The sequence below is a fragment of the Streptantibioticus ferralitis genome (genome assembly GCF_029223525.1).
GTDB lineage: Bacteria > Actinomycetota > Actinomycetes > Streptomycetales > Streptomycetaceae > Streptantibioticus_A > Streptantibioticus_A ferralitis.
In genome coordinates this window covers 18,921-33,547 of the sequence record NZ_JARHTQ010000012.1, presented here as the reverse complement: position 1 = coordinate 33,547, position 14,627 = coordinate 18,921, and the positions used below count along the sequence as shown (strand labels likewise).

The 14,627-nt window shown below is 68.9% G+C and carries 16 protein-coding genes; 10 read left to right on the top strand and 6 right to left on the bottom strand.

Annotation, left to right across the window (positions count from 1 at the left end):
• Positions 1 to 83 precede the first annotated feature (83 nt).
• From P2L57_RS19460 to P2L57_RS19435, 6 genes are all read left to right on the top strand, one after another.
• Entirely contained in the window at positions 84 to 1,097 is a 1,014-nt protein-coding gene (locus P2L57_RS19460; RefSeq protein WP_275816210.1) for a right-handed parallel beta-helix repeat-containing protein, read from the top strand.
• A 676-nt stretch (positions 1,098 to 1,773) separates the two neighbouring features.
• The gene (locus P2L57_RS19455; RefSeq protein ID WP_275816208.1) at positions 1,774 to 3,027 is read left to right on the top strand and encodes a helix-turn-helix domain-containing protein; all 1,254 of its coding nucleotides are present in this window, start codon (positions 1,774 to 1,776) and stop codon (positions 3,025 to 3,027) included.
• 39 nt (positions 3,028 to 3,066) lie between these two features.
• Entirely contained in the window at positions 3,067 to 3,363 is a 297-nt protein-coding gene (locus P2L57_RS19450) for a hypothetical protein (protein ID WP_275816206.1), read from the top strand.
• Between the two features lie 193 nt (positions 3,364 to 3,556).
• Complete coding sequence (locus P2L57_RS19445; RefSeq protein ID WP_275816204.1) at positions 3,557 to 3,742, top strand: hypothetical protein; 186 nt, start codon at positions 3,557 to 3,559, stop codon at positions 3,740 to 3,742.
• A 232-nt stretch (positions 3,743 to 3,974) separates the two neighbouring features.
• Positions 3,975 to 4,508, top strand: coding sequence for a UCP032817 domain-containing protein (locus P2L57_RS19440; protein WP_504987350.1), 534 nt, complete (start codon positions 3,975 to 3,977; stop codon positions 4,506 to 4,508).
• An 84-nt stretch (positions 4,509 to 4,592) separates the two neighbouring features.
• Positions 4,593 to 5,432 carry a protein kinase domain-containing protein gene (locus P2L57_RS19435; RefSeq protein ID WP_275816202.1) on the top strand — a complete coding sequence of 280 codons (840 nt, stop codon included), beginning with the start codon at positions 4,593 to 4,595 and terminating at the stop codon, positions 5,430 to 5,432.
• Positions 5,433 to 5,603: 171 nt separating this feature from the next.
• Here P2L57_RS19435 and P2L57_RS19430 read toward each other — a convergent pair whose 3' ends face one another.
• The 3 genes from P2L57_RS19430 to msrA all read right to left on the bottom strand — a co-directional run bounded on the left by P2L57_RS19430 (position 5,604) and on the right by msrA (position 8,287).
• Positions 5,604 to 5,999: a nuclear transport factor 2 family protein gene (locus tag P2L57_RS19430; protein WP_275816200.1), complete on the bottom strand. Its 396-nt coding sequence runs from the start codon at positions 5,997 to 5,999 to the stop codon at positions 5,604 to 5,606.
• A gap of 889 nt (positions 6,000 to 6,888) precedes the next feature.
• Positions 6,889 to 7,569, bottom strand: a complete 681-nt coding sequence (locus tag P2L57_RS19425; protein WP_275816197.1) for a hypothetical protein — start codon at positions 7,567 to 7,569, stop codon at positions 6,889 to 6,891.
• Positions 7,570 to 7,627: 58 nt separating this feature from the next.
• A complete protein-coding gene (gene msrA / locus P2L57_RS19420; protein ID WP_275816194.1) occupies positions 7,628 to 8,287 on the bottom strand; it encodes a peptide-methionine (S)-S-oxide reductase MsrA in 660 nt (219 codons plus the stop codon).
• 101 nt (positions 8,288 to 8,388) lie between these two features.
• On the opposite strand from msrA, the gene P2L57_RS19415 reads away from it, so the two are divergent.
• Positions 8,389 to 9,549 (top strand): cystathionine gamma-synthase, encoded by a 1,161-nt coding sequence (locus P2L57_RS19415; RefSeq protein WP_275816192.1) that lies wholly within the window; start codon positions 8,389 to 8,391, stop codon positions 9,547 to 9,549.
• A 94-nt stretch (positions 9,550 to 9,643) separates the two neighbouring features.
• On the opposite strand, the gene P2L57_RS19410 is transcribed toward P2L57_RS19415, so the two are convergent.
• The 3 genes from P2L57_RS19410 to P2L57_RS19400 all read right to left on the bottom strand — a co-directional run bounded on the left by P2L57_RS19410 (position 9,644) and on the right by P2L57_RS19400 (position 10,953).
• A complete protein-coding gene (locus tag P2L57_RS19410) occupies positions 9,644 to 9,910 on the bottom strand; it encodes a hypothetical protein (protein WP_275816190.1) in 267 nt (88 codons plus the stop codon).
• Entirely contained in the window at positions 9,907 to 10,332 is a 426-nt protein-coding gene (locus tag P2L57_RS19405) for a sigma factor-like helix-turn-helix DNA-binding protein (protein ID WP_275816516.1), read from the bottom strand. The genes P2L57_RS19410 and P2L57_RS19405 overlap by 4 nt, the downstream gene beginning before the upstream one ends.
• 135 nt (positions 10,333 to 10,467) lie before the next feature.
• Positions 10,468 to 10,953 (bottom strand): MarR family winged helix-turn-helix transcriptional regulator, encoded by a 486-nt coding sequence (locus tag P2L57_RS19400; protein WP_275816188.1) that lies wholly within the window; start codon positions 10,951 to 10,953, stop codon positions 10,468 to 10,470.
• A 153-nt stretch (positions 10,954 to 11,106) separates the two neighbouring features.
• Between P2L57_RS19400 and ilvA the strand changes: the two genes are divergently transcribed.
• The 3 genes from ilvA (at position 11,107) to P2L57_RS19385 (ending at position 14,517) form a co-directional block, all read left to right on the top strand.
• The gene (gene ilvA, locus P2L57_RS19395) at positions 11,107 to 12,324 is read left to right on the top strand and encodes a threonine ammonia-lyase (RefSeq protein ID WP_275816186.1); all 1,218 of its coding nucleotides are present in this window, start codon (positions 11,107 to 11,109) and stop codon (positions 12,322 to 12,324) included.
• Positions 12,325 to 12,553: 229 nt separating this feature from the next.
• Positions 12,554 to 13,663 (top strand): ATP-binding cassette domain-containing protein, encoded by a 1,110-nt coding sequence (locus P2L57_RS19390; protein ID WP_275816184.1) that lies wholly within the window; start codon positions 12,554 to 12,556, stop codon positions 13,661 to 13,663.
• Positions 13,660 to 14,517, top strand: a complete 858-nt coding sequence (locus P2L57_RS19385) for an ABC transporter permease (protein WP_275816181.1) — start codon at positions 13,660 to 13,662, stop codon at positions 14,515 to 14,517. The genes P2L57_RS19390 and P2L57_RS19385 overlap by 4 nt, the downstream gene beginning before the upstream one ends.
• Positions 14,518 to 14,627 lie beyond the last annotated feature (110 nt).

Sequence of the window (14,627 nt, the reverse complement as noted above, 5' to 3'; positions counted from 1 at the left end):
TCCCCCCCGTTGATCGGCGGCATGGCCGTTGGGTGCCGGTGAGATGTGCCTCTTCGCTCCCCAGCACTGAGAAGGGCGTAGTGATGAAGAACATCGTGCGTGCCGCGACCACCACGGTTGGTGTGGGACTGTCCATTGCCGTCCTGTCCGCCGGACCGGCCAGTGCTACCGGGGGGACTCATGTGCGGTGCAACGACATCACCGCCCTGAGGAACGCAATCAGCCAGGCCAACACCAGCGGCGGTCGCATCACCCTTGCGCCCCACTGCACCTACACCCTGACCGCACCCGACAACCCTGAGGACGGGCTTCCGGAGATCACCGGGAACGTGACCATCTCCGGCCGCGACACCTCCGTTCGACGCGCCCCGAACGCGACGCAGGCCTTCCGCATCTTCCACGTGGCGAATGGTGGCAATCTCACGCTGAAATCGCTTACGGTCAGTGGCGGAAGCGTGCCCGATTCCGCTGGCGGCGGCATCTGGAACAGCGGCACCCTGAACCTGAACAGCGCGATCATCAAGGGCAATCTTGCCGGCACGGGTGGTGGCGTCTACAACCTGGGCGGACAGCTCACACTCGACCGCAGCACGGTCAAGCGCAACACCGCAATCCACAATGGCGGCGGAATCGCCAACGGACGCTACGCCATCCTCGACCGTCCCGGCACGGTGACGATGAAGGGCGGGGCGCTGCTCAAGAACCGGGCACTCAACGACAACGGTGGCGGTCTGGAGAACGTCAGAAGTACCGCGTCGCTGGACTCCGTATCGGTCCGGGGCAACACCGCCCTTCACGGTGGCGGCATCAACCAGTTCGGCTCCACCCTGCGCCTCACGTCGACCACTGTCAGGGACAATGTTGCCGTCTCAGGCGGGGGCCTTGCGAACAACGCCAGTACGGCCGCACTGGTTCGAAGCCTGGTCACGCGCAACACGGCGATTACCGCCGGCGGCGGCATCTTCAACGAGAACTCCGGTCAGGCCACCCTCACTGCCAGCAAGGTCATCCACAACACCCCGGACAACTGCAGTCCCGAAGGCAGCGTTCCCGGATGCGCCGGCCCTGCCAACCGCATTACACCGTCGAGCCGGTAACTGTCCCCGCCTGCCAGGGACAGCACAGTGCGCACGTGACCCGCCTGACACGAAAAGCGGCGACGCGCTCCGACCAACTCCGCGAATCCTGAGCCGGAATCCGGAAGGCGGCCCATGCCCGGCTTGGAAGCGCGGGCGTTCTCTGAGCCGCCAACTGACCACGCCTCCCAGCGCCGTTGGCGCCAACGGTCGCGGCCGCCTCCCTCAGGGACCGGCAGAGTGGTTGATGTAGGTGGGGGGTTGATCACGCACACGCGTGCCTGATCACTCTTCGCGCCCGCCAGCGTGGCTGACCTTCTCTGGTGCAGGTCTCACGGACAGCACAAATCGGCATCCCCGTAACCCGAGTCCAGACCCGATCCAGGGCAGACCGGGGGGATGAGTGCATATCCGCAGCGTGCACAGTACCGCCCATGCACCGATTCAGCGCGACGTACGCCGCCGACTCGCGCGACCAGTCGCACGCCCCACACAACGCTTCGCGTGGTCATCGACCGCCGCCGCCATAGCCATCAAGCGACTCTGCCACGGCCAGGAGTCCGGATGTTTCATCACGTGATGAAACCGTAGCGGCACACAAACGGCCCGCACCCCATACAGGTGCGGGCCGTTCTCGTTCCCCGCGTCGGTGTTGCGCGGGTACCGTCCTGAATGCGACCACAGGACGGAGACCAGCATGCCCCAACTCCTCGAAGAACAAGAGGCAATCGGCCGTCGCATCCGCCGCCAGCGCTTGCGGTTGGGGATGACGCAAGCCGATGTGGCTGCCGCCGTTGGCAAATCGCAAGGCTGGCTGTCCAAGGTGGAGAAAGGCCAGATCGAGCTGGACCGCGCGGGGCTGATCAACGCCATTGCCGCAGCGCTGCACTGCCACCCCAACGACCTGATCGAGCGCCCGTACGCAGGCCGTACGGTCGCAGAGAATCAATGGCAGAAGGCCGCCACGGCGATCCTGCGAGAGCTGCGCCGCTACGACCTGGCACCCGTGTTCGACGGCACCCCACGACCGTCCTCGGAACTGTGGGCAGACACCGCCCGGCTACATCGACTCAGGGACGCAGCGGCCAACGTGCCGATTCTTCAATCCCTTCCGGACATGTTCCGCGAGGCCCGCGCCCTAGCCGAGATGAGCACCGGCCATGAACGCGAAGAGGCGTACGCGGTCTACGCGATGTGCTGCAAGTTCGCGCACACCGCCGCACATGCTCTCGGACACCCTGAGCTGATCGCTATGGCGTGCGAACGTGCGGCGTGGTCGGCGCAGCTCTCCGGCGACCCGCTCATGCCCGCCGTCGCCGACTGGATGCGGGTATGGGACATGTGGGCTACCGCCGATTGGGACGATTCCCTGTCCCTGTCGGACAAGGCATTGCGCAGCGTGCAGGCCGAGTACGACAGCGGAGACCCGCTGGCTGTCCGCGTCTGGGGATCGCTGCAACTGCGCGCCGCCGTCTCCGCAGCCCGCGCGAGCAACGCGGCCGAGGTGAACCACCGATTGAGCCTGGCGCAGGAGGCCGCCGACCGCGCCGACAGCAACCCGGCACCGGTGTTCGACCGGCACTCGCTGACGTTCTCCACCGGAAACGTGCTCATCCACGGGGTCAATGTGGCGCTGGAGATGAGCGACCAGACCGAAGCCATTCAACGTGACAAGCGCGCCGACCGCGCCCGCGTGGCCAAACTGCCGAAGTCCCGGCGAGGGCATCACCGGATGGACATGGCCCGCGCCTGGCTATGGGACGGCAACCGGGACAAGGCCCTGTCCGAGCTATCCGAGGCTGAGCGCCTGGCCCCCCAGCTTGTACGTAACCACCCCATCGCGCGGGCGACGTTGCGTCAGATCGTCTATGCCGAACGGGTGTCCACGCGGGAACGCCTGCGGGCGATGTCCAATCGTTTTCATTTGGATGACCAGGAGCTATTCCCCTGATTCATATTCAGGGGTAGTCGCGCCCTTACCGTCCGTTGCATGACACGACGACGCACCCCTGAAGACGCCGAGCGGCGGCGCAACCTCGCCGACGCCGCCGCCGGATGGACACCCCTTCGCGGCGACCTCGCCCAGGACACCAAGACCGGCCGTCTCGGTGTCGTTGTGGCGCTGCCCGAGGACACCGGGGCGCCCGTGTACCACCTGCTGCCCGAAGGCGGTGGCGATGACTGGACAGCGGTGCCCGGCACGCTGCAACCGCACCCTGGCGAAGCCCCCGACGGTCTGACTCTGGCCGAGGCGGTCATGCCTCCGCGCCCGGAGGCCGAGCGGTGAGCGCGGCCGTGTGGGCGCTGGACGGCACGCGGGATCACCCCGGCCTGACGATCGCCGTGTATCGGGTCACCGAGGCCGGTAGGCGCATCCAGGTACGCGAAGCGCATCGCGTTCCGCCTGCCGACGCCGCCCCGTTCTCGCTGGCGTACCCGCCGTGCGAGTGCCCGCAGTGTCTAACGAGCGGGGGCCACCGGTGAGCGGCCGTCACGCGACGCCGTCCGAGCCGATCGCATTACCCGGGTGGCGGTTCGCGGCGGTCCTGGTCGCGGTCGGCGCGGTCGGCCCCGCCGTCACCCTCAGTCACCAGGCCGTCGCCGACACCCACAACGCCGAGCCACCAGCCCCGGTCACCGCGCCCGACACCGAACCATCCCCGTGATCCCGGCCACGCTGAACAAGTCACGCGGACACCCGGGCGTCCGCCTGCCGGGTCAAGAACCCGGCAACTGATCTCCCGCCCCTGCCGGATGGAATCGGACGGGTCTCCCACGCGCCCATGTTCGAGATCCCGGTAGGGGTGGGGCAAGTACCCGCCCCGGGCTCTGCGGATTGGTCGGCCGGGGCGGGTCGGCAAATGCAGTGCACCACTCCAACAGGAGGGATCAAGCACCATGACAGCGACAGCGATTGACCTGCGGTCCGGCAGGTCCCTCGTCAGTGACGAGTTGTTCAACAGCATCGTTCACTTCACCGTCGTCCACTTCGGGCAGGACCCGGAGCGGGCGGAGCGCATCACCGACCAGGCGATTGCGTTCGTTGCCACCGCAGCTACCGCAACCGTCCCCATGGTCCCGAGCTACGACGTCGACCACGGGTTGCACGCTTTCATTCTCCACACGGAGGAGCACCAGGAGTTCTGCCAGAAGCGCGCAGGCCGGATGCTCCATCACAATCCCCGGCCCGCAGGTGGCGGGCGGACGCTCGAAGCCGTCCAAGCGAGCGCCCACGCCATGAAGTCGGCGCGCTTTCTGGTCTTCGATGACCTATGGACCGTGAACGGCGAGAGCGCCGCGCAGTGCGATTCGGACTGCGGACGGCCCTACGGACTGACCGGCGGGGGCAACGGGAGCGACGGCGACAGCGACGGGCAAGGCGGCAATCCCCCAACAGGCGACAGCGATGACGGAAGGCCGTACAACCACTAGCACTACGCTCCCCGGCGTGACGTGACGTGTTCCGGGGCCGACTTCGCGAGGGGGCGGCCCTGTCACATAGGAGGGATAGGGACCATGGACCCTCACGAATTGCCTAGCAGTGTCACGGACCAACTAGCCCCCGCGTCTAGGCGGTTGGTGGTCAATCGGCGCGGTTCCACGGTTTGGAAGATCGAATCTGATCGCGGCCCGTACGCCGTGAAGCTGGGGTACGCCATCAAAGCGACCGATCAATGGGACGGCCAGCCATGGACAGCCATGGCCCCCGCACGCGAAGCAGTAATCATGCACCAGCTCACCCCAGAGCGGATCTTCCACGGGCATTGGGAGGAAGGTACGTGGAACGCCCAACCGTGGCGCCCCGGTCAGAGTCTCTGGGAACTGTGGGAGCCTCACCGCTCCGCCGACGAGTTGCCCCAGCCCACCCTTGACGAAGCGTATTCATGCGCGGTCACCCTCGCCGCGCTCCACGCAAAGGGTTGGGCGCACGGCGACGTCCAACCCGCACACTTCATCATCGGACCGACAGGCACATTCCTGATCGACCTCGCGCTAGCCCACAGCGAGGGACAGGTTCCGGAAGCCTGCGACTTCCCGTACCGGGGGTGCCTTGTGCACTACGAAGCGCCGGAAATCTCGCGCAGCGTTCTGGAGACGAGGACCGCCACGCCGACACCGGAAGCCGACGTATACGGGTTGGGCGCCTCTCTCTTAATCAGCGCTACCGGATTGAGGCACGTCGACTACCCCGACGATGCGTCGCGAAAGGAGCAGCGAACGGCCATTGTGGAGCGTTCACACCGACCGGTGACCGTGCCTGGCACGCTGGGCAAGCTGATTGACGCCATGCTGAGTCGTAAGCCGGAAGACCGTCCAACCGCCGCCGAAGTCTCCCAGGTACTACAAGCTCCCTAGCCCTACCGCCGACGCCCCCCGGAACCTCAACGGCCGGGGGCGTCGGTCTGTCCGGTCCGTGGCGGCGATAGAGGTGTCAGCCCTCCGTCGGAGCCACGCCCACCGGGCAAGAGACGCCCGTCCCTGCGAGGGCCTGGCTATGTGACCCATGGCGAAACGACCATGTCGGTCTTATGAGGCCGCCCCGGCGGGCGCCAACGCGGCCTGCATCGCCACTCCGTCGACATAGGAGTGCTTCTCCTTCACCGCCCCGTTCTCGACCAGGACGAAGTCAGCGAGGTCGATGTCGACCGCGACCCCGGCCGCGGACGTGCCGCTCAGCTTCCACTGGACGACCCAGAAGTCCTCCCCGACGCGGAGCGAGACAAGGTCGAACGCCAGGTCGGGGACCAGCTTGAACAGTCCGGCCGCCGCCTCACGGATGGCAGCCGGCCCCCGCACGGGGTCCTGGCCCGAGTGCAGATGGAACACGGAGTCGGCTGTGTGGAGTCCGGCGATCCGGTCAGGGTCGCGGGACTCCCAGCACGCGTGGTAGCGCTCGAACAGATCGCGGGTGGCAGCGGTCATGGTCTGGCCTCCGGCTCATGGACGAACAGGCTTACTGCACACGGCATTTCGATCGGCCGTGGGCAAGATCTTCCGCGACGAGGGTCCACGCTGTCCATGGCCGCCCCACAGGCCCGAAGGGGCAACGGTGGCGGCGGACGATTGGGCCTACCCGTCTCGTCGCCCTGCTGGATCAGCCCCCTGCCGGAAAGACGTGATCGACCTTGCCGACCGGCACGGCCTGGAGCCGGCCACAGTGAGCGGCGCAGCCGATCTCGCGACGCCCACCCTCCGTGCCGACGCGGAGGAACTCGTAGAGCTGGCAGTCGACTTCGGTAAGCAGGTGATCACCGCATCTTCAGGCACCCACAGCATCTCGTCAACGTCGAACGCGTCACCCTCGAAGCCCGGCCCGTCCGCGCGACACATGCGCCCAGATCCCTTCCCCGTCCATGAGGTCAACTCCATTGCCGAGCAGGTGCGTTGGCCAACGGGCACGACGAGCGCCCCGGTGTCATCAGCACCGGGGTCCGCTCGCGGACCTCCGCCCAACGGCCCCCGCGTCGCCCTGTTCCCGTCCTCGGACGGGTCACGCTGATGCGCTGCTCATGGCTCTGGAGGATCCGGTTCGGCGACTGCGGGAGGCAGGCATCCCGCCCGTTGCGAACCCCATTGGTCTGCCGGCGGCCGTTTGACTGGGGCCTTCTGCGGCGACCCCGCCCATCTGCCGGAACGAGACCGGAAGACGGGCAGGGCCTGTGCCGGTCCGGCCACCGGCTGAGTGCTCACGGTGACCGGCGCAGCGTTCACGGGGGACACGGATTGCCCGGGCTCACTGCTGGCCTGACGGGAGGCGAGGACGGCAGCAGAGGGCACGGAGCAGGCGTGAGAGCCCCACCAATCGCAGGGCTCAACGGCCGGGGGCGTCGGCTTGTTCGGCCTGTAGAGGCTCTAGAGGCATCAGTCTTCCGTCGGAGCCACGCCTACCGGGCAAGAGACACCCGCCAGCAGGACGCGGGGTGGAACCGTTGGCTTCGCGCTCGGGGAGCTCAACCATCGTGGTCCCGCCGGGCTCCTCGGCCACTCCCAGGTCACGGCGCATCGCGTCCCTCATGGTGCCTATGAGGGACCAGAGCGCCTGCTGTGCTTCGAAGGCGGATTGCGGGGTCTCGCCCGGCCGTGGGTTTCCCTGTTCCAGGCGCTTGACCTGCCCGTAGACGCGGGTCAGTGCCTCGTTCAGTTCGTGGGCGGGAACGATCACGGCGTCGGGCGCGATCATCAGTGCCTCGGACCAGCGGTCGCGGTGGGTGTCTTTGGACTCCTCCAACGCCCGAACGTCCTCGTCCCCGGCCGGACGGTCCCGCATGATGTACAGGTGACGGCTGAGCGCCGTGGCGAACTGGCGTGCGTCCCGGTGCAGTTGCGTATAGCAGCCACGTCGCAGTTCACGGTTGTCGCGGACTTCCTGGAGGGCCCGGGTCATCTCCAGCTCGCGTCGCTTGGCCCGCTCGGCACCGCGCTGGGTGAGCAGGGCGCCCCCGAGGGTTCCTGCGACACCCACCACGGCGATCAGCACCGCACCAATGTCCATCCGAGCACCCTAGACCGCGCCTGCCAGGGGGCGGGATGAACAGTCGAAGAGCCTGGGCTCAGCCATCCGCCTTGGCCACGCCGATCGGGCACGCAACCCCCGTCCCCCCGATCCCGCAATAGCCGGCGGGGTTCTTGTCCAAGTACTGCTGGTGGTACGGCTCGGCCGGGTAGAACGGGCCCGCGGGGGTGATTTCCGTGGTGATCGGGCCGTAGCCGGCCTTGGTGAGGATGGGCTGGTAGGCGTCGCGGGAGGTGATGGCGGCGGCCTGCTGGGCGGGGGAGTGGGTGTAGATCGCGGAGCGGTACTGGGTGCCGATGTCGTTGCCCTGGCGGAAGCCCTCGGTGGGGTCGTGGGCCTCCCAGAAGACCTTGAGCAGCTGCTCGTAGGAGACCAGGGCCGGGTCGAAGACGACCCGGACGGCTTCGGTGTGGCCGGTGTGGCCGCTGCAGACCTCCTCGTAGGAGGGGTTGCGGGTGTGGCCGCCCTGGTAGCCGACCAGGGTCGTCCACACGCCCGGGGTCTGCCAGAAGCGCCGCTCCGCGCCCCAGAAGCAGCCCAGGCCGAAGTCCGCGACCTGGAGGTCCTCGGGGTACGGGCCCAGCAGCGGCTTGCCGAGGACCGTGTGCTGGGTGGGGACGGTGAATTCCGGCTGGTCGCGGCCGGGCAGCGCCTCTTCGGCGGTCGGCAGCTTCGTCTTGAAGCGGTTCAGGAACATCGGCTGGTCTCCTCACTACCTACGCTCTCCAGAGAGAACGCAGCGGCGGACCTGGGGATTCCGGGGCAGAGCAGTGCCCCCGGCGCATTACGCTCGGGCACATGAGCGACCAGCACACCGAGCGGCATCAGAGTTTCGAGACCCTCGCCATCCACGCGGGGCAGCCGGCCGACGCCCAGACCGGCGCCGTCGTCACCCCCATCTACCAGGTGTCCACGTACAAGCAGGACGGGGTGGGCGGCCTTCGCGGCGGCTACGAGTACAGCCGGTCGGCCAACCCGACCAGGACCGCGCTGGAGGAGAACCTCGCCGCCCTGGAGGACGGCCGACGCGGCCTCGCCTTCGCGTCCGGGCTGGCCGCGGAGGACTGCCTGCTGCGCACCGTCCTGGTGCCCGGCGACCACGTGGTGATCCCGAACGACGCCTATGGCGGCACGTTCCGCCTGTTCAGCAAGGTCGTTGAGCGGTGGGGCGTGCAGTGGTCGGTGGCCGACACCTCCGACCCGGCGGCGGTACGGGCCGAACTGCGGCCCAACACCAAGCTGATCTGGGTCGAGACGCCCAGCAATCCGCTGCTGGGCATCACGGACATCGCGGCGCTCGCCGACATCGCGCGTGGCGCGGGCGTCCGCCTTGTCGTCGACAACACCTTCGCCAGCCCCTACCTCCAGCAGCCGCTGGCGCTCGGCGCCGATGTCGTCGTGCACTCGACCACCAAGTACATGGGCGGCCACTCCGATGTCGTCGGCGGTGCGCTGGTCACCGGTGACGCCGAGCTCGGCGAGCAGCTCGCGTACCACCAGAACGCGATGGGCGCGGTGGCCGGGCCGTTCGACGCCTGGCTGGTGATGCGCGGCATCAAGACGCTGGCGGTGCGCATGGACCGGCACAGCGCCAACGCCACCCGCATCGCGGAGATGCTGGTCAACCACCCCAAGGTGACCCAGGTGTTCTACCCGGGGCTGGCCGGGCACGCCGGTCACGAGGTCGCGGCCAAGCAGATGCGGGCGTTCGGCGGAATGATCTCGTTCCGGGTCGCGGCCGGCGAGGAGGCGGCCGTCGAGGTCTGCAACCGCGCGAAGCTGTTCACCCTCGGTGAGTCCCTGGGCGGTGTGGAGTCGCTGATCGAGCACCCGGGCCGGATGACCCACGCCTCGGTGGCGGGCTCGGCGCTGGAGGTGCCGTCCGACCTGGTCCGGCTGTCGGTGGGCATCGAGTCCGTCGACGACCTGCTGGCGGACCTGACCGAGGCACTGGGGTAAGCGACTGGCGCCTGTTTCAGGGGGTTTGGGGTGAACCCTCAAACCCCCTGAGATCCGCCTCGTCCCCGAGCAGGCCCCCGCCGGAGGCGCGCGCTCACCAACTCTCCAGCGGGGGCGTGACGTTGAGCGGTGCCGGGGTCGGCCAGTCCATGGCCGCCCATATGGCGACTGCCACCACCGCCGCGAGCAGCAGTGCCCACAGGGTGCGGCGCAGCAGCAGCCGCCGCCGCACCAGGCGCCGCCCGTGCGCTATCGCGCGCTCGGCCAGGTCGGCGGGTACCGGAGGATGCGGTATCTCCAGCATCCGCCGGACCTCGGCCTCCTTGCGGTCCGGCAGCCGGCCGCTGACCGCGTCCGTCACGCCCGGCTCCGCATCGTCGCCATCGCCCGCAGGTAGACGGTCCGCAGCCGTTCCGCGGGCAGCCCGAGCTGGGCCGCGGCCTGCTCCTCGGCCACGCCCTCGTAGAGCCGTAGCACCAGCACCAACCGCTCCTGCGGCGCGAGCCGGTCGAGCAGCCCGCCGCGCGGTCGCCGGTAGTGCCAGGCGTGGTGCGCGAACCGGGTGGCCAGTTCCTCGCGGGTATGGACGTACGGGTCCTCGCCGCGCATCCGGAACCAGTCGGCGTAGGTGCGGGCCAGCGCGGCCACCAGCAGCCGTTCGCCTTCGGCGGGGTCGCCGGTCAGCAGTGTGGCGGCGTGCAGCAGCCGCCCCGCGGCGCCCGCGGTGAACGCCTCGAACTCCCGGGCCCTGCGGTGCTCTTGAGCCTCGCGGCGCGCTCCCACCATGCTTCCCCCGGCCCGGGTGCCTGCACGCTTTGCAGGCTATGGGACGGCACGTGGTGCGCGCCGGTCAAGAGGTACGCCGTGCGGCTGCGGCGCCGCACGGCGTAAGGCCTTCCCCCGTTGTGCCGTGGACCGCTAGGACTCCCCGCCCCCCGAGGCCACGTGGTAGTCGGAGAGGGCGATGTTGAAGCGTGAGAGCAGGTCGCAGAACTGCTCCCGCTCGTCCTGTGTCCAGCCGTCGGTGACGACCTCCATCAGTGCGCACCGTGAGGCCCGTACCTCCTCCAGGCGGCCGCGGCCGCGTGGGGAGAGCGCCAGGACGACGGCGCGGCCGTCCTCGGGGTGGGAGGTCCGTTTGACCAACCCGGACTCGACCAGTGGTGCCACTTGGCGGGTCACGGTGGAGGAGTCGATTCCCATGCCCTCGGCGAGCGCCTTGACGCCCATGGGGCCTTCCCGGTCGAGCCGGTTCAGGAGCAGATAGGCCGCACGGTCCATCGAGTTGCGGGCCTTGCCCACGCCACCGAGGCGGGTCTGCTCCGCGCGCCGCGCGAAGAGGGCGACCTGATGCTGAAGGCGCTCGAAAAGTGCGGCAGATGTCATGTCAACGGAGGTCGGCATGTCGGAAGGGTACGCGGACGGGGTGTTCCCCGTACCCCCGCAGCCCAAACATATGGTCCGACAGCCGGACAGCCGCTCATTCCTACCGCATTCGTCCGCATTCCCTACTGCATTCGTACTGCGTCCGAGTACCTGAGTGCGATGCTTGGCCGCATGGTCGACAAGTTTGCTTCCGTCACTCTCGACGACGTGCGCAACGCCCAGAAGACGCTGTCGGGCGTGGCCCGGGTCACCGCCCTGGAGGGGAGCCGCCATCTCTCCTCGCTGGTTGGCGCACCGGTCCATTTCAAGTGCGAGAACCTGCAACGCACCGGCTCGTTCAAGCTGCGCGGTGCCTTTGTCCGGATCGCGGGCTTGTCCGAGCAGGAGCGGGCGGCCGGTGTGGTGGCGGCCAGCGCGGGCAACCACGCGCAGGGCGTGGCGTTGGCGGCGTCGCTGCTCGGGGTGCGGGCCACCGTCTTCATGCCGGTCGGCGCTCCGCTGCCGAAGGTGGCGGCCACCCGCGACTACGGCGCCGAAGTCCGGCTGCACGGGCAGGTGGTGGACGAGACGCTGCGCGCCGCCCAGGAGTACGCCGTGGCCACCGGGGCGGTGTTCATCCATCCGTTCGACCATCCGGACGTGGTGGCCGGTCAGGGCACGGTGGGCCTGGAGATCCTGGAGCAGTGCCCGGAGGTGGGCACCATCGTCGTGGGCATCGGAGGTGGCGGTCTCGCGGCTGGGATCGCGGTGGCGGTCAAGGCGCTGCGGCCGGACGTTCGGGTGGTGGGTGTGCAGGCGGCTGGCGCGGCGGCGTATCCGCCCTCGCTGGCGGCCGGGCGGCCGGTGGCCATCGAGGCGCCGTCCACCATGGCCGACGGCATCAAGGTCGGGCGGCCGGGCGACGTGCCGTTCGGGATCATCCGTGAGCTGGTGGACGAGGTCCGTACGGTCTCCGAGGACGCGCTGTCCCGTGCGCTGCTGCTGTGTCTTGAGCGGGCGAAGCTGGTGGTGGAGCCCGCAGGGGCGAGTCCGGTGGCGGCGCTGCTGAGTGAGCCGGAGGCATTCGAGGGGCCGGTGGTCGCGGTGCTGTCGGGCGGCAACGTGGACCCGTTGCTGATGCAGCGGATTCTGACCCACGGCATGGCGGCGGCCGGGCGCTATCTGTCGCTGCGGCTGCGGCTGACCGACCGTCCCGGGGCGTTGGCGCTGCTCCTGGGGGTGTTGTCAGAGGTGGACGCTAACGTCCTGGATGTGAGCCATGTGCGGACCGATCCGCGGCTGGGGCTCACGGAGGCGGAGGTGGAGCTGCATCTGGAGACGAAGGGTCCGGAGCACTGCGCGCGGGTGGCCCAGGCGTTGGGCGAGGCGGGGTACGCCGTCATCGGGTGAGGGATGGGGCTGTGTTCGCGCACTGACTCACGACCGGTTGACGCGATATATCGCGAACAGCCATACTCGCGATGCATCGTGACGTTGTCGTGCCGGGTCGCGACACCCGGCATTCGGGGCGAAGGTGACACATGGCGCTGTGGCAGCCGCTGGTGCCGCAGCGTCCGGTGAAGCACCACGCTCACCGCACACAGGCCGAACACGTAGCCCAAACCCAGGGAGTACTCCTATGCCAGGTGCCATTTACGCCGAAGGCCTGGTGAAGACCTTCGGTGACGTACGGGCGCTGGACGGCGTCGATCTCGACGTGCCCGAAGGCACCGTGCTCGGTCTGCTCGGCCCCAACGGTGCCGGGAAGACCACCGCGGTCCGGGTTCTGACCACACTGCTACGGCCGGACAGCGGCCGTGTCGCCGTAGCGGGCATAGACGTCCTCAAACACCCCAACGAAGTGCGCCGCTCGATAGGCCTGTCCGGCCAGTTCGCCGCCGTCGACGAGTACCTCACCGGCCGGGAGAACCTCCAAATGGTCGGCCAGCTCTACCAGATGAGTGCCCGGGTGGCCAAAGCCCGCGCCGGTGAGCTGCTGGAGCGCTTCAACCTCGCCGAAGCGGCCGACCGGCCCGCCAAGACATACTCCGGCGGTATGCGCCGCCGGCTCGACCTGGCCGCGGCGCTGGTCGTCCAGCCGCCGGTGATGTTCATGGACGAGCCGACCACCGGCCTGGACCCGCGCAACCGCCAGCAGTTGTGGGAGGTCATCCAGGAACTGGTCTCCGGCGGCACCACGTTGCTGCTCACCACCCAGTACCTGGAGGAGGCGGACCGCCTCGCGCACGACATCGCGGTGATCGACCACGGCAGGGTCATCGAGCGCGGCACCTCCGACCAACTCAAGGCCCGCACCGGCGGCGAACGCGTCGAAGTCGTCGTCCAGGAACCGGCGATGATCGAACCGGCGACGGCCATCCTGCGCAGGTTCAGCGCCAAGGGGCTCAACAAGAGCGAGGCGACGGTGGACCGGCACACCCGGCGCGTCACCGTTCCCGTCACCGGCGGGGCGAAGCTCCTCGCGGAGGTCATCCGCGAACTCGACACCCAGGGCATCGAGATAGACGACATCGGACTGCGCCGTCCCACCCTGGACGACGTGTTCCTCGCGCTCACCGGCCATGTCGCGGAAGCGGAGGGCGCCGAAGCGGGGGGTGTGGACGCGGGGGGTGCGGACGAGGGCAGCGCCGAACCGCGGCGCACCGGCGCGCAGAACGCCGAGAAGGGGACCGCAGGGAACACCTGCGGGGGCAGCAGCGCGCGCGAGGCCGAGGAGGCAGCCAAGTGACCACCACCCAGACCGTGACCGCCACCCGCGCGCCGCGTCCCTCCGGCGGCCCGGCCCAGGCGGTACGCGACTCCCTGGTCATCGCCAAGCGCAATCTGATCCGCATGGTGCGGATACCCGAGGTCGTGATCTTCGGGCTGGTCCAGCCGATCATGTTCGTCGTGCTGTTCAGCTATGTGTTCGGCGGCGCGATACCGGTGCCCGGCCACCCGGGCAACGATCCCTCCGTCTACCGCGAGTACCTGATGGCGGGCATCTTCGCGCAGACGGTGACGTTCGCCACGGCGGGCGCGGGTGCGGGCATCGCCGACGATATGCACAAGGGGCTGATCGACAGGTTCCGTTCACTGCCGATGTCGCGCGGTGCGGTGCTCACCGGACGCACCCTCGCGGATCTGGTGCAGACGGCGCTGACCATGCTGGTGCTGATCGTGGTGGCGGTGATCGTCGGCTGGCGGATTCACGACGGCTTCCCCAAGGCGCTGGCCGGGATAGGGCTGCTGCTCCTGCTGGGCTACGCCTTCTCGTGGATCGGCGCGCTGATCGGGCTTTCGGTTCGGACCCCGGAGGCGGCCACCTCGGGCGGGCTGATCTGGCTGTTCCCGCTGACGTTCGTGTCCAACGCGTTCGTGCCGACCGCCAACATGCCGGCGTTCCTGCGGCATGTCGCCGACTGGAACCCGTTCAGCGCCACCGTGCAGGCGGCCCGCCAGCTCTTCGGCAACCCGCAGGGCATGGTCTCGCAAGCCTGGCCCATGGAGCACCCGGCGCTGGCGTCGCTGCTCTGGTCCGTCGTGATCATCGCGGTCTTCCGCACCCTGGCGGTGCGGAAGTATCGCTCCGCGACGGCCTAGGAATCGCCCCGCCGGGGTGGGTGGGCTTTTCCGGGGGCTCCGCCCCAGGCCACCGCTGACCCCGCTGGCGCGCTGGTTCGAAGCCCCGGACCGCACGGGGGGTCCGGGGC